Source organism: Streptomyces sp. KM273126 (genome assembly GCF_004337435.2).
Lineage (GTDB): Bacteria > Actinomycetota > Actinomycetes > Streptomycetales > Streptomycetaceae > Streptomyces > Streptomyces acidicola.
The window spans coordinates 6,951,380-6,969,959 of record NZ_SJXB02000001.1; the positions used below are offsets into that span (position 1 = coordinate 6,951,380).

The 18,580-nt window shown below is 69.2% G+C and carries 15 protein-coding genes and 3 pseudogenes; 13 read left to right on the forward strand and 5 right to left on the reverse strand.

The annotated features are described in order from the left end of the window. Nucleotides 1-18: 18 nt before the first annotated feature. Nucleotides 19-1,139 (forward strand): annotated as a pseudogene (locus E0500_RS29300) (IS630 family transposase). 72 nt (nt 1,140-1,211) lie between these two features. Here E0500_RS29300 and E0500_RS29305 read toward each other — a convergent pair. Continuing rightward, the gene (locus E0500_RS29305) at nt 1,212-1,589 is read right to left on the reverse strand and encodes a hypothetical protein (RefSeq protein ID WP_030216423.1); all 378 of its coding nucleotides are present in this window, start codon (nt 1,587-1,589) and stop codon (nt 1,212-1,214) included. Nucleotides 1,590-1,720: 131 nt separating this feature from the next. On the opposite strand from E0500_RS29305, the pseudogene E0500_RS44315 reads away from it, so the two are divergent. The 6 genes and pseudogenes from E0500_RS44315 to E0500_RS29330 all read left to right on the forward strand — a co-directional run. Further along, nucleotides 1,721-2,179 (forward strand): annotated as a pseudogene (locus E0500_RS44315) (MFS transporter); the annotation flags it as partial. A gap of 109 nt (nt 2,180-2,288) precedes the next feature. Continuing rightward, complete coding sequence (locus E0500_RS44320) at nt 2,289-3,116, forward strand: MFS transporter (protein WP_258572999.1); 828 nt, start codon at nt 2,289-2,291, stop codon at nt 3,114-3,116. A 376-nt stretch (nt 3,117-3,492) separates the two neighbouring features. After that, nucleotides 3,493-4,452 carry a sulfotransferase gene (locus E0500_RS29315; RefSeq protein ID WP_131566716.1) on the forward strand — a complete coding sequence of 320 codons (960 nt, stop codon included), beginning with the start codon at nt 3,493-3,495 and terminating at the stop codon, nt 4,450-4,452. 279 nt (nt 4,453-4,731) lie between these two features. Next, on the forward strand, nt 4,732-5,571 hold the full coding sequence (locus E0500_RS29320; protein WP_309505180.1) for a helix-turn-helix domain-containing protein: 840 nt from the start codon (nt 4,732-4,734) through the stop codon (nt 5,569-5,571). Nucleotides 5,572-5,638: 67 nt separating this feature from the next. After that, nucleotides 5,639-6,220 carry a dihydrofolate reductase family protein gene (locus E0500_RS29325; protein WP_131566721.1) on the forward strand — a complete coding sequence of 194 codons (582 nt, stop codon included), beginning with the start codon at nt 5,639-5,641 and terminating at the stop codon, nt 6,218-6,220. A 178-nt stretch (nt 6,221-6,398) separates the two neighbouring features. Continuing rightward, nucleotides 6,399-6,999 (forward strand): annotated as a pseudogene (locus E0500_RS29330) (ISL3 family transposase); the annotation flags it as partial. Nucleotides 7,000-7,086: 87 nt separating this feature from the next. On the opposite strand, the gene E0500_RS29335 reads toward E0500_RS29330, so the two are convergent. Further along, nucleotides 7,087-7,674, reverse strand: a complete 588-nt coding sequence (locus tag E0500_RS29335) for an HD domain-containing protein (protein ID WP_131566723.1) — start codon at nt 7,672-7,674, stop codon at nt 7,087-7,089. A 261-nt stretch (nt 7,675-7,935) separates the two neighbouring features. Continuing rightward, entirely contained in the window at nt 7,936-8,850 is a 915-nt protein-coding gene (locus E0500_RS45135) for an AraC family transcriptional regulator (protein ID WP_309505181.1), read from the reverse strand. A gap of 143 nt (nt 8,851-8,993) precedes the next feature. Here E0500_RS45135 and E0500_RS29345 point away from each other — a divergent pair, with 143 nt between their 5' ends. Together E0500_RS29345 and E0500_RS29350 are read left to right on the forward strand one after the other, a co-directional pair. Further along, nucleotides 8,994-9,659 carry a DsbA family protein gene (locus tag E0500_RS29345; RefSeq protein ID WP_131566726.1) on the forward strand — a complete coding sequence of 222 codons (666 nt, stop codon included), beginning with the start codon at nt 8,994-8,996 and terminating at the stop codon, nt 9,657-9,659. A gap of 53 nt (nt 9,660-9,712) precedes the next feature. Beyond that, nucleotides 9,713-10,363, forward strand: a complete 651-nt coding sequence (locus E0500_RS29350) for an NAD(P)-dependent oxidoreductase (RefSeq protein ID WP_131566729.1) — start codon at nt 9,713-9,715, stop codon at nt 10,361-10,363. A gap of 210 nt (nt 10,364-10,573) precedes the next feature. Here E0500_RS29350 and E0500_RS29355 read toward each other — a convergent pair whose 3' ends face one another. Next, nucleotides 10,574-10,996 carry a hypothetical protein gene (locus tag E0500_RS29355; RefSeq protein WP_131566732.1) on the reverse strand — a complete coding sequence of 141 codons (423 nt, stop codon included), beginning with the start codon at nt 10,994-10,996 and terminating at the stop codon, nt 10,574-10,576. Nucleotides 10,997-11,260: 264 nt separating this feature from the next. Here E0500_RS29355 and E0500_RS29360 point away from each other — a divergent pair, with 264 nt between their 5' ends. The 4 genes from E0500_RS29360 (at nt 11,261) to E0500_RS29375 (ending at nt 16,559) form a co-directional block, all read left to right on the forward strand. Then, nucleotides 11,261-13,096: an asparagine synthetase B gene (locus tag E0500_RS29360; RefSeq protein WP_131566735.1), complete on the forward strand. Its 1,836-nt coding sequence runs from the start codon at nt 11,261-11,263 to the stop codon at nt 13,094-13,096. A 66-nt stretch (nt 13,097-13,162) separates the two neighbouring features. Continuing rightward, nucleotides 13,163-14,227 carry a PLP-dependent cysteine synthase family protein gene (locus E0500_RS29365; RefSeq protein ID WP_131566738.1) on the forward strand — a complete coding sequence of 355 codons (1,065 nt, stop codon included), beginning with the start codon at nt 13,163-13,165 and terminating at the stop codon, nt 14,225-14,227. 20 nt (nt 14,228-14,247) lie between these two features. Next, on the forward strand, nt 14,248-15,441 hold the full coding sequence (locus tag E0500_RS29370) for a Xaa-Pro peptidase family protein (protein WP_131566741.1): 1,194 nt from the start codon (nt 14,248-14,250) through the stop codon (nt 15,439-15,441). 2 nt (nt 15,442-15,443) lie between these two features. After that, nucleotides 15,444-16,559 (forward strand): pyridoxal-phosphate dependent enzyme, encoded by a 1,116-nt coding sequence (locus tag E0500_RS29375; RefSeq protein WP_131566745.1) that lies wholly within the window; start codon nt 15,444-15,446, stop codon nt 16,557-16,559. A gap of 639 nt (nt 16,560-17,198) precedes the next feature. Here E0500_RS29375 and E0500_RS29380 read toward each other — a convergent pair. Further along, nucleotides 17,199-18,032 (reverse strand): AfsR/SARP family transcriptional regulator, encoded by an 834-nt coding sequence (locus tag E0500_RS29380; protein WP_131566748.1) that lies wholly within the window; start codon nt 18,030-18,032, stop codon nt 17,199-17,201. Between the last annotated feature and the right edge of the window lie 548 nt (nt 18,033-18,580).

The window sequence follows — 18,580 nt, forward strand, 5'->3', positions numbered from 1 at the left end:
TCGACCGCTGGAGGCGCGGTGGCTGAGCCTGTCCGTGTACGCAGATTGACCGACAAGGAGGGGCAGAAGCTGAAGCAGATCGTGCGCCGGGGCAGCACGAGTTCGGTGCGTTACCGGCGGGCGATGATGCTGCTCGCTTCGGCGGGCGGGAACCGGGTGCCGGTGATCGCCCAGCTGATCCAGGCCGATGAGGACACCGTGCGCGACGTGATCCAACGCTTCAACGAGATCGGCCTGGCCTGCCTGGACCCTCAGTGGGCGGGAGGCCGTCCCCGCCTGCTCACCCCTGACGACGAGGACTTCGTCATCCGGACGGCCACCACCCGCCCCACCAGGCTCGGCCAGCCCTTCACCCGCTGGTCGATCCGCAAACTCGCCGCCTACCTGCGGGAAGTGCACGGACGTGTCATCCGCATCGGCCGTGAAGCCTTACGGTGCCTGCTCCGGCGCCGCGGCATCACCTTCCAGCGCACCAAGACATGGAAGGAATCACCCGACCCTCATCGCGACGCCAAGCTCGACCGGATCGAGCAGGTGCTGGACGCTTCCCGGACCGGGTCTTCGCCTTCGACGAGTTCGGGCCGTTGGGGATCCGGCCCACCGCAGGCTCCTGCTGGGCGAAGCAGGGCAAGCCAAACCGGCTGCCGGCGACCTACCGCCGCACCCACGGCGTCACCTACTTCCACGGCTGCTACTCCGTGGGCGACGACCGCCTGTGGGGCGTCAACCGCCGCCGCAAGGGCACCGCCAACACCCTGGCCGCGCTGAAGTCGATCCGCGGCGCCCGACCCGACGGCGCCCCGATCTACACCATCCTGGACAACCTCTCCGCCCACACCGGCGCCGACATCCGCCGCTGGGCGAAGAAGAACAAGGTCGAGCTGTGCTTCACCCCGACCTACGCATCCTGGGCCAACCCGATCGAGGCCCACTTCGGCCCGCTGCGGCAGTTCACCCTGGCCAACTCCCACCACCGCAGCCACCCCACGCAAACCCAGGCACTGCACCGCTACCTGCGCTGGCGCAATGCCAACGCCGGCCACCCCGACGTACTTGCCGCCCAACGCAAGGAATGCGCCCGCATCCGCAGTGAGAAGGGCATCGGCTGGGGCGGACGCCCCCTCAACGCCGCAGCCTGACCGACCGCGAACCGCAGCCCCGGAGTGCCGAAAGGGACAAGTTCACGAGAAGGACAGCGACAGAAGGACGACTCAGGAGGCGGACGGCTCGATCTCCCCAGCAAAGACGATGACCTGGTCGATGAGGCTCCGCCGCAGATGGACGACGTCCGTTCCCGCCAGGCGGGGGCCTCCATCCGGCGTGGTGAAGACCCACTGGTACCGGGCCCACTCGTCAGGCATGTCCACCGCTGAGCAGCGCACCATCGTGCCTGTCCCCGCCGGGTGGCGCCGGATGTCCAGCACGAACCGCTCGACCGCCGCGATTCCTTCGCTGCGACCCAACGGCCCCCAGAAGACCACGTCTGAGGTCAGGGCCTGGGAGAGCAGGGCAGTCACATAGCTGTCGTCCGAGGCGTTGAACGCGGAGATGAACGTGTCGATCGCGGAGCGTGCCGTCTCTTCCTGCATGCCCCAGTAATACCAGCCGTTGCGCGTGCGCTCGTCCCGCGAGCCGCCTTCCGACCACGGTGGACCATCCCGGTCACAGCACTAGCTGGCCCATGCGCACCGATCCCGGGGGGAGCCGTGTCGGCCAGATGATGATCGTCCTGGACCAGAACATCGTGAACGTGGCGCTGCCCGCTGTGCAGCGCGACCTTGGATTCTCCTCCGAGAACCTCGTCTGGGTGGTCAACGCCTACGTCGTTCCGTTCGGCGGGCTCCTGCTGCTGGCCGGGCGGCTCGGTGATCTGATTGGACGGAAGGCCGTGTTCCTCACGGGAATCGCGCTCTTCAGCGCTGCCTCCGTGCTGTGCGGTGTCGCGGCCGGCGAGACTGTGCTGATTGCGTCCCGCTTCCTCCAGGGAGTCGGTGGAGCGGTCGCCTCCGCCTGCATCCTCGGCATGGTCGCGACCGTGTTCTCCGATCGTCGCAAGCAGGCCCAGGCCATCGCTGCCTACAGCTTCGCCTCCGCGGGCGGCGGCGCGGTCGGGCCACTGCTCGGCGGCGTCCTCACCGATCTGCTCAGCTGGCACTGGATCTTCTTCATCAACGCACCGATCGGTGCCGCCCTCGTTCTGGTCGGCGTGCGAGCGCTCCCCGAGGACCGCGGCAAGGGGATAGGCAAGGGCAGCGACTTCCTGGGAGCCTTGCTGCACGGTCAGCGTGATGCTTTTCGTGTACACCATCGTGGACGCGGAGCGGGTCGGCTGGGGAACTCCCCAGACCCTGCTGCTCGGTCCTCTGTCCCTCTCGATGCTGATCGGGTTTGTCGTCCGCCAGGCCACGGCCGCCCAGCCGCTGCCGCCGCTGCGGCTCTTCCGCTCGCGAAGGCTGGCCGCGGCCAACATCGTCCAGTTCCTGACGATCGCCGGCATGTTCGGCCTGTTGTTCTTCGGCACGCTCTACCTGCAGCGCGTGCTCAGATACGGCTCGCTGCGGGCCGGTATCGCGTTCGTGCCCATCGCTGTGGTGATCGCGGCGGTCTCCCTCGGCCTCTCGACCCGGCTCATCACCAGGTTCGGCCATCGCACGATGCTCCTCCTGGGGCTGACCCTCATCTTTGGAGCGTTCGTCATGCTGTCGTTCGCTCGCGTCAATGGCGTCTACCTGGTGGACTTCCTCCCAGCCAGCCTTTTCATGGGGCTGGGCTTCGGCCTGGCCGCGCCAGCCATCATGGGGCTCGGCGTGACCGCCGTTACGCCGGCCGAGTCCGGCATCGCCTCCGGACTGTTCAACACCACTCAGCAGATCGGGGGCGCGATTGGCCTGACCGTACTGAACGCCTTTGTCAGTGCGCGTACGAACAGCCTCACCGCCGCAGGGAAGACCGAGGCGGAATCGCTCGTCGGCGGCTACCACGTGGCCTTCCTGGCCTCCGCCGGATTCACGCTGACCGCCTTGATCATCGGCGCAGGCTTGCTCAAGGCCACGCCGCCCGCAGGCGTAGAGCAACAAAGCAGTGCACCTTCCGAACAGGACACCTCGGTCTCCTGACCAGGGCCCAGCCAGTGGTCACCCCTGCCACCGGACCTGTTCAGAGTCTGCTGTTGCGCGCTGCTGACCGAGCGGGCCGGGGAACTCCCGGCCATCGGCGCTACGTTGCGGGAACGGTGGGCGCCCCTCGTCTCCGAGTTCGCTGGGCACGTCGCGGCCGTCGGCTACGAAGCGGACTCCGGCTGGCTCACCGCCCGGAGTCGACGGCCTGGGCGACGAGTAGTTTCATAGGACGGTTTGTAAGGTTGGGGATCACACGAGACGCAACCGCCCGGCAAGCACCCATCAGCGCATCGCAAGCGCGTCCGGCCAGCGGAATCGGGCGAGCGGGATATTTTCGTTGCGCGGGCGCGGTGCCGAGACTTGACTGAACGCCATGTCTGCCCCCTCGCCGGTCTTCGTAGCGGGTACGGGTCGTTCGGGAACATCGCAGCTCGCGAACATTCTCGGCGAACACCCGCAGATCCACAGGATTCCGATCGAGACCCGGTTCATTGTCGATCCGGGTGGCTTGCGAGACCTGGCGGATGCACTCACGATTCGATACGACCCTTACGTCGGGGACGACGCCCTCCGCAGGCTGAGCGACATCCTGACGGTGCGACTGGTTGGCAGGCGCGACAGAGATCGTGGTTATACCGTTCCCGCGGCCATCGGTGAGCGGCACTACTGGGAGGCTGTGGCATGGCTATGGTCGGAGCTTGTCGCGATCACGTTCGACGAGTCCGTGCCTGCGGCAGGGTTCGGGCATGGCGATTGGCCTGCCGGGCCGTTCGAGCCTCGGAGTTACCGGCGGGCGGTCCCGAGGTACTTCAGCGATCGGCGTGAACTGGTCGAGATCCTTCGTCGCGCAGTCGACACGATGTTCGGCGGAGCAGCTGCCGACGCGGGAAAGCCGACCTGGTGCGAGAAGACACCGTTCAACCTTCTGTGCATGGACTTCCTCTGGGAGCTCATTCCTGAGGCGACCATCGTCCACATCAAGCGCCACCCGGTCTCGGTGGTCGCGTCACATGCCGACCAGCCATGGGCACCGCCCACGGTTGACGGCGCGCTCGCATGGCTCAAACCGGTCTATGACCGGTGGCTCGCCTGGAAGGCCACGGTCGATCTGACGGGCAAGCGATATGTGGAGGTGAGGGCCGAGGATCTCGCAGCCAACTGGCCCGAGCAGCGCCGCGCCCTGTTCGAAATGCTCGGTGTCGACGACTTCGCGACCAGGTCGACGTTCCAGTCACACAGGCTGGAAAATCGCAATGGCCAATTCGACCGCGGAACCCGCGAGTCCGTCGAACGAACACTTGACGGTGTTATCCCAGCCATGGGATACGCGTAGCGGCCCGTGCAGAACGAACGCTCTCTGAACGCGCGGGAACAGCAGGAAGGTCCCATGGCTTGTCGGTGCGTAGCCGAGCGTTCAACTGCCACCTTTTGCTCGGCATGATGTGCAGACGCGCCTGCTGCGGGATTCCTGGCTCTTCACAAAGCGGAATGTAGTTGGGGTCTGAATCTGCCGGGCGCCCGTCAGGGATCGGCGCCGGCTCGATGCTGGCGGCAGCGCGGCCGGACCATCCCGGCGCGCGATGCCAGGCGGGGCGTCGGCGATACTGTGGGCGTGGAGTACGTGTCCAGAGTGCCGCGACCGCCGCTGGACGGGCTGATCGACGACCTTTACTACCTGGAGGGTGCGCCGCCGTACGCCCGGCTGACGCTGCCGCCGATGCCGGCGGCGTTGCTCATCGTCAACCTTGGGGCGCCGTTCCGCATCCGCGCCGGCACCGACATCGAGACGGCCGAGTACGCCGACGGCTGCGTGGTCACCATGCCCACCCGCGCGTTGGAGTTCGGCTACCCACTCCGGACCCGGTCCGTCGGCGTGCACTTCAAGCCGTGGGGGCTGGCGCCGTTCCTGCCGATGCCCGCGGCCGAGCTGTGTGACCGGCCGGTGACGATAGAGCAGGTTTGGGGCCGGCCTGCCATTGCTGAGCTGAGAGACCGGCTTGCCACGGCGGACGGACCTCACGAGATGCTGACGCTGCTCGAGGAGGAGCTGATGCGACGGCTGTGCGAGACCGCCGGCCTGGGGCTGGTCCGCCACACGAGCAGCGTCCTCGCTGCGACCAGCGGGGCGGTGGCTATCGACGAACTGAGGGTTTCAGCCGGTGTCAGCAGCACTCATCTGGCACAGCGATTCAAGGAGCTCATCGGCGTCACGCCGAAGCGGTTGGCCCGCACCTACCGCTTCGCAGCCACCGTGTTCTCGATCGACCCCGCCGGACCGATCGACTGGGCCGACCTCGCCGGTAGCGCGGGCTACTTCGATCAGGCCCACTTCGGCCACGAGTTCCGGGAGTTCACCGGGCTCACGCCGACACGATATGTCGAAGTCCGGCGGCGGTTCCTGCGCGAACATCCCGGCAACGTACTGGACAGCTGGCCGCTGCCGACCGATTGATTTCTTACAAGAGCGACAGCTCACGAAACTCTAATGTTGGGGGCACCCCTAGAGCAAAGGAGAGCCCGTGGGCAAGGTGGTCATGTACAGCTCGGTGTCGGTGGACGGGTTCGTCGCGGACGAGAACGACCAGCCCGGACCCCTGTTCGACTGGTTGTCCAGCGGTGACGTCCCGTTGGACGAGAGCGGCGAGTTGAAGGTGTCGCAGACGTCCTACGACTACACCCGGCCGTACTGGGACCAGATCGGGGCGACACTCGTCGGCCGCCACGTCTTCGACATCACGGACGGCTGGGACGGGAAGCCTCCGGGCGGGATCGACCACGTGGTCGTCGTGACGCACCGGCCGGCGCCTGAGGGCTGGAACCCCGAGGCGCCGTTTCACTTCGTCGACGGCGTCGAGGCAGCCGTGGCCAAGGCGCAGGAGCTTGCGGGTGACCGCATGGTCGAGGTCGCCGCTGGCGAGGTCGGTGGCCAGGTGCTTGCCGCGGGCCTGATCGACGAGGTGCGCATGGACGTCGTACCCGTCGTGTTCGGGTCCGGCAAGCGCTACTTCGGGTCGGTCCACGCGCAGCACCTGTTGGAGGATCCTGACGTGGTGATTCAGGGCAACCGGGTGCTTCACCTGCGCTATCGGGTGCGCCGTTGACCGATCTGAGCGGGTACGCGAAGAAGTCCACTGGGGACGGTGACACCAGATCGGACCTCCGGCTGGGTTTGCGCATCGCTGTCCCGGGAAAGGAGTCGAGGTCTCCCGAGGATGGAAGTTCTCTCACTGCCCATCTGGAAGACCTCGACATGCTGACGCTACCTTCGCTTGCCCTGACCTGACCACGTTCTGCCGGCTCGACGAGCTCGGCCTTGTCGTCGCCGGCCAGCGCCTCGAACCCGACCGTGCTGTGCTGGCTTGCAGGGTCGTCGAGCCCGACCAGTGGTGCCGACGGTGCGGCTGCGAAGGAAGTCCGCGTGACCGTGGTCCGCCGGTTGGCGCACGAGCCGCTTGGTTGGCGGCCGACCCTGCTGGAGGTGGTCGCGCGTCGCTACCGGTGCGCGGAGTGCGGGCGGGTGTGGCGCCAAGACACCAGCAAGGCGGCCGAGCCGTGGGCGAAGCTGTCGCGCCGCGGCCTGCGGTGGGCACTCGAGGCGATGGTGGTTCAGCACCTGACCGTGGCCCGTGTCGCTGAGGGTCTCGGGGGCGCGTGGAACACCGCCAACGACGCCGTTCTGGCCGAAGGCAAGCGGGTCCTCATCGATGACGACAAGCGGTTCGACGGCGTCAAGGTCCTCGGGGTCGACGAGCGCGTGTGGCGTCACACCCGCCGTGGCGACAAGTACGTCACCGTGGTCATCGACCTCACCCCGGTCCGCGACGGCACCGGCCCAGCCAGGCTGCTGGACATGGTCGAGGGCCGCTCCAAGGCCGCGTTCAACTGCCAGATCCTGACCGAGCAGAACCCGGCCTCTTCACCCTCACACCGGAACGGACGTAACCTTTCCGGACCCCCCTCTCAGAATTCACTCTCCGGCCTGTCGCTGGCGCAGCAACTCGGCTGCGATCGAGTATGGCGGTGCCGCAGCCTGGGAGCGGGCGGCATGCTCGACGATCGCGTCCTGGACAAAGCGGTCGTCGGCGGGTCGGGGGTATGTGGCGTAGATCGGCTGGAGCACCGCGGCGTCGAGGTCGGTGAAGTGGCCGGCGTCGGTGAAGACACCTTTGTGGGTCAGGTAGGTCAGCAGTCCGCGCCGGTCGGCAATGCCCAGGGAGGAGTGCAGGGCAATCGCTTCCCACACCCGGTCGACGTCTGCCGCGGCGATGCCGTGCTCGGTCAGCACGGATGCCGCCAGATCGGCGCCTTCCACTTCGAACCGGGCTTGGCCGGCCGCGAGGGTGCCCAGCCCCAGATCGTGCATCACGCAGGCGGCGAAGAGCAGGTTCTCGTCGTAAGCCGCGTCGTTCAGGCAGCCTTCCTGCTCGGCCACCAGGCGGGCGAACAGGAAGCTGCGGATGCTGTGGTCGGCGATCGGCGTGCTCTCCGACTTCTGTACGAGGGCGAGGCTCGCGTCGACCAGTGGCCCCGTGGGCAGGGCGAGTATGTCGTTCATGCCCCGAACGTACGAGGGCGGAGCAAGAACGAGAAGAGGCCCGAGTGCCGTGCATCGCCAGGATCGGGTCATGACTTCTACGAGTTGATCGGCACCAGTTGGTGGTCCTCGTCCTGTCCGGTGTGCCGGCGATTCTCAGTGACGTGTGAGTGATCGCGCTCAGAGAGCGCACCGCGCCTCGTCCTTGGTGGACGGCGTCTCGCGGCACGGCACAGCTTCTGCCGGCGTGAAGGAAGCGTCTGGCGGCTTTGGCCGGCGGCTTCAGCGGGCGGCCCGGGCCGGGCGGTACCGGCTACGGAAGGTGGCTGGTGTGCTGCCGGCGCGCTGGATGAAGTATTTGACGAAGTTGCTGGTGTCGAGGAAGCCGAGGCGGGCTCCTATGCTCGCGACGGGTTCGTCGCTGTGGGCGAGGAGGCGTTTGGCCTCCAGCACGACACGACGGTCGATGAACTCCTTGGCGCCGACGCCGGCGGCGGCGAGCGCTGCCCGGGTCAAGGTGCGCGGCGAGTATCCGAGGGCGCGTGCGTAGTGTCCGACGTCACGGGCCCGGGTGAAGTCGGTTTCGACGGCGGCGCGGAAGCGCTGGAAGGTTTCCGTGTGCTCGGCGGGCAGGGTGCCCACGGGTGCGGTCAAGTGGGTCAGGCGCAGCAGGAGCACGGCGAGCAGCCGCTGGAGGACGGCAGAGCGGGTGGGGGTCGGCATGCGGGTGGTGCCGTATTCGTGGACGAGGTGGTCGAGGGCCCGGTGCAGGGCGGGGGCGTCCTCTCCGGTGATCTGCCACAGGGTGGGGCCGAAGGGGTCGTCGAGGCGGACGTCGGTGGCGGTGGCGGGGTCGAGGAAGTCGGGCTGGAACAGCACCACAGTGCCGGTCGCCGTGCTGAGGTCGCCGAAGCGCTGTACCTGGCCGGGGCGGACCCACAGCCAGGTGCTGTCGGTGACGGCGTAGTCGGCGAAGTCGACCATGTGCCACAGCAGCCCCTGTTCCACCGTGAGGAGCAGGTGGAAGTCCGGGCGCTGTGCGCGGCCGGCTCCCTCGGCGTCCAGTGCGCCTTCCGCCCCGCCGTGCCGATGCATGCGGCGGTGCAGTTCGGCGATCGGCATCACTTCGACACCGACCGCGCCGGCCGCCGGCGGGACGTACTCGATCTCCGGGATCGCTTCGTGTCCATTTTTCACCACGACGAGACCTCACCGTACCTGGGCGGAACCTTTCGCGGCTCCTACGTTTGAAGTCAGCCGAGAGCATATGCGGCGGCAAGGACGTCGCAGCTCCCGGCCGATATCGATGACTGACTTCTACCAATTACAGGAGGCCCCGAATGACAGACCGTATCCGTCGGACAGACCGTATCCGTCTGACGTACGCGTTCGACGCCTACTGCGGCTGGTGCTACGGCTTGGGCCCGGCGCTGCGGCAGTTCGCTGACGACAACGCGGACCGTATCGATATCGATCTGCGGGTGTTGTCCGGGGGTCTCTTCTCCGGCCCGCGCGCCCTGCCCGTGGCGGCGTACCCGCACATCCCGGCCGCCAACCAGCGCATCGCCGCCGCCACCGGGGTCACCTTCGGTGACGGCTATCAGCACGCCCTGGCCAAGGGGACCATGGTGATGGACTCCACCGACGCCGCCACCGGCCTGGTCGCGCTGCGCCGCCAGGCTCCCGGACGCATCCTGGAACTGGCGAGCGCCCTCCAGCGCGCCTGGTACATCGACGGCCACAGCCTCTCCGACCTCGACGTGTACCGGTCCATCGCCGCCGGTCACGGCCTCGATGCCAGCGCCGTCGCCGAAGCCTTCCTCGACCTGGCCACCCGCACCGAAGCCGAAGGCGACTTCCGGGAACTGCGCCAGCTCGGCGTCGACGCCTACCCGACTCTGCTCCTGCACACCCCCACCGGCACCCACCGGCTCGGCGGACCGCTCTCGAGCGCCCTCCAGCTCACCGAGGCCCTCGACCGGCACATGGCCCCCACCTCTGCCTGACCGCCCAGAACCACCACGACAGATCACAAAAGATCACAAAGGAAAGCACTGCCATGACGAACATTGCTGTCTTCGGCGCCAACGGCACCATCGGCTCCGCCATCGTCCGCGAGGCTCTCGACCGCGGCCACACCGTCACCGCCGTCGTCCGCGACCCCGCCAAGGTTACCGAACGTCACGCGAACCTGAACGTCACCACCGGCGACATCCTCGACGCCCAGTTGGTCGCGGCCGCAGCGAAGGGCCACGACGTCGTCGTCAGTGCTGTCGGCGGCGGTGACGGCCCCGGTCACATCGCCACCATCAAGCCTGCAGCTGTCGCCCTCACCGAAGGACTGCGAACCCTCGGCGGGCAGGCACCCCGGCTGATCACCGTCGGCGGCGCCGGCTCCCTGCGCACCCCCGACGGCAAGCAGGTGTGGGACGCCCCGGGGCTGCCCGACTTCCTGCTGCAGATCATGCACGCCCACGGCGACGCCCTCGACTACTACCGGACCGTCACCGACGTCGACTGGACCAACATCAGCCCCGCGGCCATGATCGAGCCCGGCACCCGCACCGGCAGCTACCGCACCGCCCTGGACGACCTCATCACCGACGACGACGGCAACAGCACCATCACCGTGGAGGACTACGCGGTCGCCCTCCTCGACGAAATCGAGCAGCCCAGCCACCGCCGGCAGCGCTTCACCGTCGGCTACTGACCGACAGGCGCATCGGCTTCTCGGCCCGCCGCGACAAGGCAGGGCCCCGCAGCGGCCCCGGAGAAGGCCACGTGCCCCAGGGCGGAAGAACGACCCCGCCCGTACGACGCCGACAGCCGCCGTCCGGTCAACAGGGGACCGGACGGCGGCTGTCGTGAGGTGCGGTGCCGGTGCAAGCGGCTTCCGCGAGGCGCTGCGGAGGGGCTGGTGTCACGCCCTGCCGGAGCGGGACCGCCAACGCAGCAGGGCCAGGGCGATCAGGCCGCAGACCGCGCCCTGCGCGGCGTTGAAGACCAGGATGCCGATCATGCCGGGTACGGGGGGCACCTCGGCGTCGTCCAGGAACGGCTGGAGTGAGAGGTTCAGCAGGAGGGCCAGGACGCCGTAGGCCACGCCGACGAACGCCAGCGACTCGACCGGGCGGGGGAAGCGGCGCACCACGGCGGTGCCGATCCACACGACGATGATCAGCGCGGTGAGGATCAGCGGCCCCACCGGTTTCTTGAGGGGTCCGTCGTCGTACGCCCCGACGATGCTCAGGATCGGGCGCAGGAGTGAGAAGGCGCCCAGCGCGATGATCGTCGCCCATGGCAGTTCGCGCAGATCACTCAGGGTCGTCTCCTTGATCGCCATGCGTCTGTTCCCCTTTCTGGAGCGTGGTCGAGGCGCCGTGCCGGCGCCCGTCCTGATCGGCCGCCCCGCTACGAAATATAGACAGTCTACATGTAGGGAAGCAACGTGGTCATGGCCGCCGGATCCGGCACCGGGCGCTTCAGCGGCCCACGATCCGACCTCGAGACCTCGCCGGAAGCGTGAGAGGCCGATCCGGTGCCGGCCCCCGTCGGCACCGGCAAGGGCAGTGTGCGCACCCGTGGACGGACGTCGGAGGGCGATGACATGTCAGGTCTGGTCGGCTGGATTGACTTCTCTCGCAACCTGGCCCTGCAACGGCCGGTGATCACCACCATGACCGGCTCCCTGGCCCATCGCGGACCGGACGGCGAGAGGGTGTGGACGTCGCCCAGGGCCGCCTTCGGGCACCGCGCGCTGGTGGTGGAACCCGGGGATGGACGCCAGCCCGTCGTGACCGAGGCGGACGGCAACGACGTCGTGCTGTGCCTCACCGGCGCCCCCGGGGGCCTCACCGCGCTGCGCGAACGGCTGCGCGGTGCCGGACGGCCGGTGTCACCGGACGCCCCCGCGGCGGAACTGCTCAGCCAGGCGTACCTGCGGTGGGGCAGTGACTTCGTGCCGTGGCTGAGCGGGGCCTTCGCCCTCGCAGTCTGGGACGGCCGCACCGAGGAGCTGGTCCTGGCCAGAGACCAGCTCGGCGGGCAGACGCTCTTCTTCACCGAGACCCCCACCGGCGTGGTCTTCGGTTCGGAGCGCAAGGCCCTGCTGGCCCACCCCGAGGTGCAGCCGGCCGTGCACACGGCCGGACTGCGAGAGGTGATCTGCCACGCTGTGCCCACCGGCCCCCTGTTCTCCGGCTTCTCCCAGGTGGAGGCCGGTGAGATCGCCGTGTTCGGGCGCTCGGGCTGGACCCGCAGGCAGTACTGGAAGCTTCAGACCCGCCCGCACGAGGACGACCTGCAGACCACCGTGGCCCGCATCCGGGCCATGCTGGAGGAGAGCGCCCGCGCCGCCACCCCCTTCGGCCCGGACCTGGCCGCCGTCACCCTCTCCGGCGGCGTCGACTCGTCCTCCGTCACCGCGCTGATCGCCGCCGAACTGCGCCGCCGCGACCTCGGCCGGCTGCACGCGTACACCATCGACTACGCCTACGACGGATTCCGCTCCGACGCCATGCGCACCAGCAAGGACGCGCCCTACGCCCGCATGGTCGCCGAACACGTCGACGCGCGGCACCATGTGGTGCAGCTGGAGGCGGCCGACATTCTCGACCCCGTCGTCCGGCTGTCGATGCTGCGGGCCAAGGACTGCCCGACCCGCATCTACGACATGGACGCCTGGCAGCAGATCTTCCTCCAGCGGGTGGCGGCCGACGGCCACAAGGTGGTCTTCACCGGACTCGGCGCCGACAACGCCTTCCTGGGTGCCACCTGGTGCAACGACCGCGGGCTCGTCGAGTCCGGCACCTTCCCGTGGATCGCCCTGGCCCAGCGGCACGGGGCGCGCAACGGCTTCGGCACCGGGCTGGTGAACCAGGACCTGCTCGCACGGCTCGACCTGCCCACGTACTACGCGGACACCTACGCCTCCGCCGTCGCCGACGTCGAGCACCTCCCGGAGGAGGACGACTGGGCCCGCAAGATGCGCACGGTCGCCTACCTCGTGCTGACCCAGTTCCGCGGCGACTCCTCGATCTTCTCAGCCACCGGGCTCCAGGTCCGCTCGCCCGTCAACACCCATGAGCTCCTGCAGTACACGTACAACATTCCGGCCGAGATGCACCGGCACGGCGGCATCGAGAAGGGCCTGCTGCGCGAGGCCGTCGCCGACCTGCTGCCGCAGGAGGTCGTCCGCAGGCCCCGCAGCGCCACCCCGATCAGTCACGACCCGGGTTACCCGGCGCGACTGCAGGAGGAGTTCAAGGCGATGCTCGCCGACACCGAGGCCCCCGCCCGGCCTCTGACCGACCTGGCGGCGGCCACCGAACTCGTCGGCCAGCCGGACCGGTTGGCCAAGGACCGGTTGGCGCGCGCGAGCGTCGAGCTCATCCTCCAGCTCAACCTGTGGCTGGACCACTACCGGGTGCAGCTCGTCCTGTGACCGGGCCCCACCACCCGCCGACCGGAGGACACCCGTGACGGACACCGAACTCTGCGAGGTCCAACCGTGATCAGAGACAGCCTCCTCGACACCATCGGACACACTCCGGTGGTCCGGCTGCGGCGCTGGTCGGTGGCGGGCTCGGAGATCCTGATCAAGCTGGAGGGCTGGAACCCCGGCCGCAGCATCAAGGACCGCTCGACCCTGTCGATGGTCGACCACGCCGAACACGACGGACTGCTGCCGCCCGGCGGCACCATCATCGAGTCCACCTCCGGCAACGTCGGCAAGGCGCTGGCGCTGATCGGGGTGGTCCGCGGCTACCGGATCGTCCTGGTGACCGACCGCAAGGCGCCCCGCTCGATGCTCAGTTACGCCACCGCCCTCGGCGCCGAGATCGAGGTCGTCGACAAACCCGATGCCCAGGGTTCCCTGCAGGGCGCCCGGATCCAGCGGGTCAAGGAACTGCTCGCCGAGATCCCCGGCTCCTTCTGGCCCGATCAGTACAACAACCCCGCCAACCCGCTCGCCCACGCCGAGACCACCGGGCACGAACTGCTCGCGGACGACCCCGACTTCGACACCCTGGTCACCGTGGTCGGCACCGGCGGGCACATCAGCGGCATCTCCGCCACCGTCAAACGCGCCCGGCCCGAGGTCGTCACCGTCGGCGTCGATGTGATCGGCTCCGCGACCTTCGGCTATCCGCACGGCACCTGGGCCACCCGGGGCATCGGCCTCGGCTGGCACCCCGGCTGCCTGGACCGGGAGGTCATCGACCGGGTCCACATGGTCGCCGACCACGAAGGGCTGGCCACCTGCCGGCTGCTGGCCCGCACCGAGGGCGTCCTGGTGGGGGAGTCCGCCGGGCTCGCCGTGTTCGGCGCGCTGCACCACGCCCACCACCACCCCGGCAGCCGCATCATCGTGGTGGCGGCCGACGACGGCGCCAACTACCTCGGCGAGACCTTCGACGACGACTGGCTGTGGTCGCGCGGGCTGCTGCAGACCATCGAGGAGGCCGGACTGACCTCCCTCGACGCGCTGATCGAAGCCGCCCGCGACCCGGTCAGCCCGGCCGTGCCCGAGCCCCGGGCAGGAGCCGACGACTTTCCCGCACCGACATGGTGAACGGCCCGGAGGGAGCAGAGATGCCGGCCAATCTGGAACGACTGACCGCGCGGATGGACGAACTCGGCCTGGACGCCGTGGTCGCCACCACGTACGAGAACGTCTACTACCTCACCGGTGTCCCCAGCGTCGCCCTGGAGGTCTTCCCGCACTCCGGGCAGTTCTACGCCGTTCTCACCCGCGACCGGCCCGAACAGGTCCGGCTGGTCACCTCCTGCTGCGACGCCGACCAGGTGCAGGACGTCCTGCCGCCGGTGGCGTCGGCGGTCGGATACGGCACCTTCTACCGCGAGAAGGGCGAGGACGCCGTACTCAGCGACGACGAGGAGACGCTGTGGCGGATCGCCGTCGACGGGCCGGCGCCCGCCACCGCCCTCGACGGCCTCGTGCACACCCTGCGGGCGGCCGGGCTGGAGCGTGCCCGGATCGCCGTCGACGAGGAGGGGGTGCCGCACGGTTACCTCGACGAGCTGCGCGAGGCGGCGCCCGGAGCAGACGTACGGCTCGGGGCCGAGGTGTTGCGCTGGACCCGCAAGGTCAAGACGCCCGAGGAGATTCGCCGGCTGGAAGCCGTGGCCACTCTCACCGAGCAGGGCATCCGGGCGGTCACGGCCGCGGCACGGCCCGGGGTGACCCAGCGGGAGCTCGTGCGCGAGTTCGAGACGACCGTCGTGGCCGCCGGGGCGCGACCCAAGTTCACCCTGATCCACTTCGGCCGGGGCGGGGTCGCGGGCCAGGCGGTATCCCGGGAGCCGCTGCGGCGCGGCGACTCGCTCTGGCTCGACGTGGGGTGCGTCCTCGACGGCTACTGGTCCGACATCGCGCGCCTCTACAGCCTCGGCGAGCCGTCCGACCGGCTCGCCCGGTACCACGCGGCCATGGTCGCCGGGGAGGACCGGGCACTGGCCGAGGCCCGCCCCGGCATGACAGGGAAGGAGCTGTTCGACCTGGCCGTGGAGGCGGTGCGTGAGGCGGGGGTGCCGCACTACCGTCGGCACCACGTCGGGCACGGCATCGGGGTGGAGATCTACGACCCTGTCCTCATCACCCCCGACAACGACGACCGTCTGGAGGAGGGGACCGTGGTCAACTTCGAGACGCCGTACTACGAGTTCGGGCTCGGCGCGGTACAGATCGAGGACCCGTTCGTGGTGACCGCAGGGGGAAACCGGCTGCTGACCACCCTGGAACGCCGTCTGACGGTGATCGGCTGACGATGGGAGCGCCGACCGCCCGGACCGTCACCCGCCACCCCGCCCTGCGCTCGCTGCGGTGCATCCGCTGTGGCGACCATCAGCCGGTGGACGACCATCCGCGAGGCTGCCCGTCCTGTCTGATGTACGGTACGCCGGCCAACCTGGCCTGCGTGTACGGGGAACCGGACGCCACCGACGGCGTCCGCCTGCCCTACGCCGGGGCGCCCACCCTCGGAGAGGGCGGAACGCCGCTGCTGCGGTTCGACTCGGCCGGTGACCTCGATCTGCGGCTGAAGTGGGAGGGCGCCAACCCCACGGGATCGCACAAGGACCGGTTCAGCGCCCTCGCCGTCGCGCGGGCGCTGCACGCCGGGTACGAGGTGGTGGCCGCGGCCTCCTCCGGCAACGCGGGCGTCTCGCTGGCCGCGTACTGCGCCCGGGCAGGACTGGGCTGCGAGATCGCGGTCACGGACGACACGCCCGGACACGTCGTCGGGCTGATGCGCGACCTCGGTGCCGAGGTCGTCGTCTTCCCGGAGGCGGAACAGCGCTGGCGGCACCTCGCCGGTCACCTGGACTCACGGACGGTGCTGCCGGTGACCAACGTGGTGGTGCCGCCGGTCGGCAGCAGCCCCTTCGGGATCGAGGGCTACAAGATGCTCGCCGCGGAGATCCGGGCCGACCTCGACGGCCGTCTGCCCGACTGGGTCGTCGTCCCCGCCTCCCGCGGGGATCTGGCGTGGGGCGTGTACCTCGGCTTCCGCGAGCTGTGCGGGAGCGGGCCGGTGCCGCGCCTGTGCCTGGTGGAGCCGTTCCCGCGGGTCTCGGCCGTGTTGGGCGGCGCGGATCCGCACGGCTCGTTCCCGGGCGGCACGTCGGTCATGCCCTCACTCGCGGGCAACAGCGTGGCCCTGCAGGCGCTGGAGGCCGTACGGCTCTCGGCCGGGCGGGCCGAGGTGGTGGACGACGCCGCCGCGACCGCGGGGACCCGCCGCGTGTGGCGCTCGGGACTGCCCCTCGAACCGAGCAGCGCAGCCGCCGTGGTGGCCGTCGAGCAGGCACGGGCCGCCGGAGCCATGGCTGACGGCTCGCTCGTGGTGGCGCTGGCCACGGCTCATGGCCTGAAGGGCATGTGACAGCTCTCCCGCACGCACGGGAGTCACCCGCCCCGGACAGGTCGGCAGCGTCCTCTGCGCGTGCAGGGCCTGTCCGCACGGTGGTGGCTCCGGAGGAGTGCCGGGAGCGGGGCCGCTGCCGGGGCCGTGATGCGTTTGGATCTCCGCGGAACGCCGGGGCCGCGGAGTCCGCCTGAGGGACGCGCGTTTCGTCCAGCCGCGGAACCGGGGCCGCGGCGTCCGCGCAGCGGGGACGGGCCGCGCGCGGTCCTCTGGCAGGTTGTTCCCGGGTACCCCGGAGCCCTGGCCGGACACGGCTCAGGACTCCGTCCGCGCGCGTCGACGCCGGAGGAGGCCCGTGGGCCCGGCCCGGGGGCGCGTCGGCCGGGGAAGTACCGGACCGTCGTACGATCCAACCGCGGGGGAGTCGGGGAGGACGTGGACGGGTGCGGGCTTCGTTGTGGCGGGTCTTCGGGTCTTCGGGCCGAACCGGTCGCGGACTTCGTGAGAACGGCCGTCGTATGAACGGTTTTCGGACGTGCGGTCTTCGGACGTGGTCTTCGGACCGAACCTGTCAGATCGCCCACGCCTGGGGCCGCCCGGCCTCGACTGGATGCGGAGAGCTCTCACGCGCTGTCTCCGGCGGTACGCCGTCCGGCCTCAGTATCTGACGGCGTGCATCGCCCATGCCCCCGGCGACGGCGACGGCGACTCCGGTGCCGGACCCGGTCCGAGGTCACCGGTGAGGATGGCGTGGTGCAGCTGCTGGAGGGTCTCCGACGGATCCACGCCCAGTTCGCGGACCAGGCTCTCCCGGGCGTGCTGGTAGACCTGCAAGGCCTCGGAGCGTCGGCCGGCACGGTAGAGCGCGATCATCAGCTTGACCTGGAACCCTTCGTGCGTCGGCTGTGAGGAGACCAGCTTGATCAGTTCGGCGAGCAGCTCGTGGTGGCAGCCCAGCCGCAGGTCCGCCTCGATCCGCAGTTCCAGGACGCTCTTGCGTATCTCGTCCAGTCGTAGTGCCTCCGAGACCAGTACCGGGCCGGGGTTCAAGTCGACCATCGCCGGCCCGCGCCACAGGTCCAGGGCCTCCCGCAGCGTGCGAGCCGCCCCGGCCACGTCACCGGCCGACAGCTGGGCCCTGCCCCGCTGCGCCCGCTCCTCGAACCTCAGCGAGTCCAGGTCCTCGTGCGGCAGCGTCAGCATGTAGCCCCCGACGAAGGTGCGCAGTTCGTCCCCGGGGTCCCGGTCCGCTCTCGAACCCCCCGCCAGGCGCAGCGACTTGCGCAGCTGGTAGATGTACGTCTGCAGGGTGGTGGCCACGCTGCTGGGCGGCCGGTCCTCCCAGACTTCCTCGATGAGCTGCTCGTTGCGTACCACCTGGTTCGCGGACATGGCGAGCAGCGCCAGAATCCGTCGTGGTTTCGGCGCCGTCGGTGTGACGTTCCTCCCGTTCATCGTGACGGACAGCGGACCCAACACGCTGATCTGCATTGCCTCCACACCCTTCGTAGCGAATGCAAAACACTTTCTTTTTTCCGCACTGGACGCATATGTCGGACATGGAGTCCGGTAATTGGCCGGGTGGCGCCAGACGTCAGTGGTGTGAGGCCGGATGTCGGCACGACAGAGCGACGCTTCTCGACTTGGCCCGCAGGGGGTGGACTGCCGTGAAATCAGGGCAGCCGAATTCGCCCGCGTGGCATACCGAGCGGTGATGGGTGAACCTCTCGTGGCGGCGCGCCCTTGGGGCTCCGTTCACCGGCGGCTGTCGACCGTCGTCCGGTCTCCTGTGCGCGGTTCCTGATTTCAAGCGCCCGTGGCCTGTGGAGCTTTGCTGCTGTCCAGGCCCCGGTCGGCTTCCTCTAGGCGCGCGGACTTCGCCCGCGTGGGCGTGCGGGCGCGGTGAAGAAGGAGGCGGGTCGCGGCCGAGCGTCGTGAGACATCCTGTAGATCCCCCGATTTTCTGGATTGTGGGTGTGGTGCTCGGTGGTAAAGATTCCGTTTCAGACTATGCCGTGCCGAACATTTACAGGCAAGTG

What these genes read in the sequence shown, in the direction of transcription:
- E0500_RS29350 (WP_131566729.1), top strand. Translation starts at nt 9,713, where the DNA reads ATGACGAACATTGCTGTCTTCGGCGCCAACGGCACCATCGGCTCCGCC.
- E0500_RS29345 (WP_131566726.1), top strand. Translation starts at nt 8,994, where the DNA reads ATGACAGACCGTATCCGTCGGACAGACCGTATCCGTCTGACGTACGCG.
- E0500_RS44320 (WP_258572999.1), top strand. Translation starts at nt 2,289, where the DNA reads ATGCTTTTCGTGTACACCATCGTGGACGCGGAGCGGGTCGGCTGGGGA.
- E0500_RS29370 (WP_131566741.1), top strand. Translation starts at nt 14,248, where the DNA reads ATGCCGGCCAATCTGGAACGACTGACCGCGCGGATGGACGAACTCGGC.
- E0500_RS29305 (WP_030216423.1), bottom strand. Translation starts at nt 1,589, where the DNA reads ATGCAGGAAGAGACGGCACGCTCCGCGATCGACACGTTCATCTCCGCG.
- E0500_RS29380 (WP_131566748.1), bottom strand. Translation starts at nt 18,032, where the DNA reads ATGCAGATCAGCGTGTTGGGTCCGCTGTCCGTCACGATGAACGGGAGG.
- E0500_RS29335 (WP_131566723.1), bottom strand. Translation starts at nt 7,674, where the DNA reads ATGAACGACATACTCGCCCTGCCCACGGGGCCACTGGTCGACGCGAGC.
- E0500_RS29315 (WP_131566716.1), top strand. Translation starts at nt 3,493, where the DNA reads ATGTCTGCCCCCTCGCCGGTCTTCGTAGCGGGTACGGGTCGTTCGGGA.
- E0500_RS29375 (WP_131566745.1), top strand. Translation starts at nt 15,444, where the DNA reads ATGGGAGCGCCGACCGCCCGGACCGTCACCCGCCACCCCGCCCTGCGC.
- E0500_RS29360 (WP_131566735.1), top strand. Translation starts at nt 11,261, where the DNA reads ATGTCAGGTCTGGTCGGCTGGATTGACTTCTCTCGCAACCTGGCCCTG.
- E0500_RS29355 (WP_131566732.1), bottom strand. Translation starts at nt 10,996, where the DNA reads ATGGCGATCAAGGAGACGACCCTGAGTGATCTGCGCGAACTGCCATGG.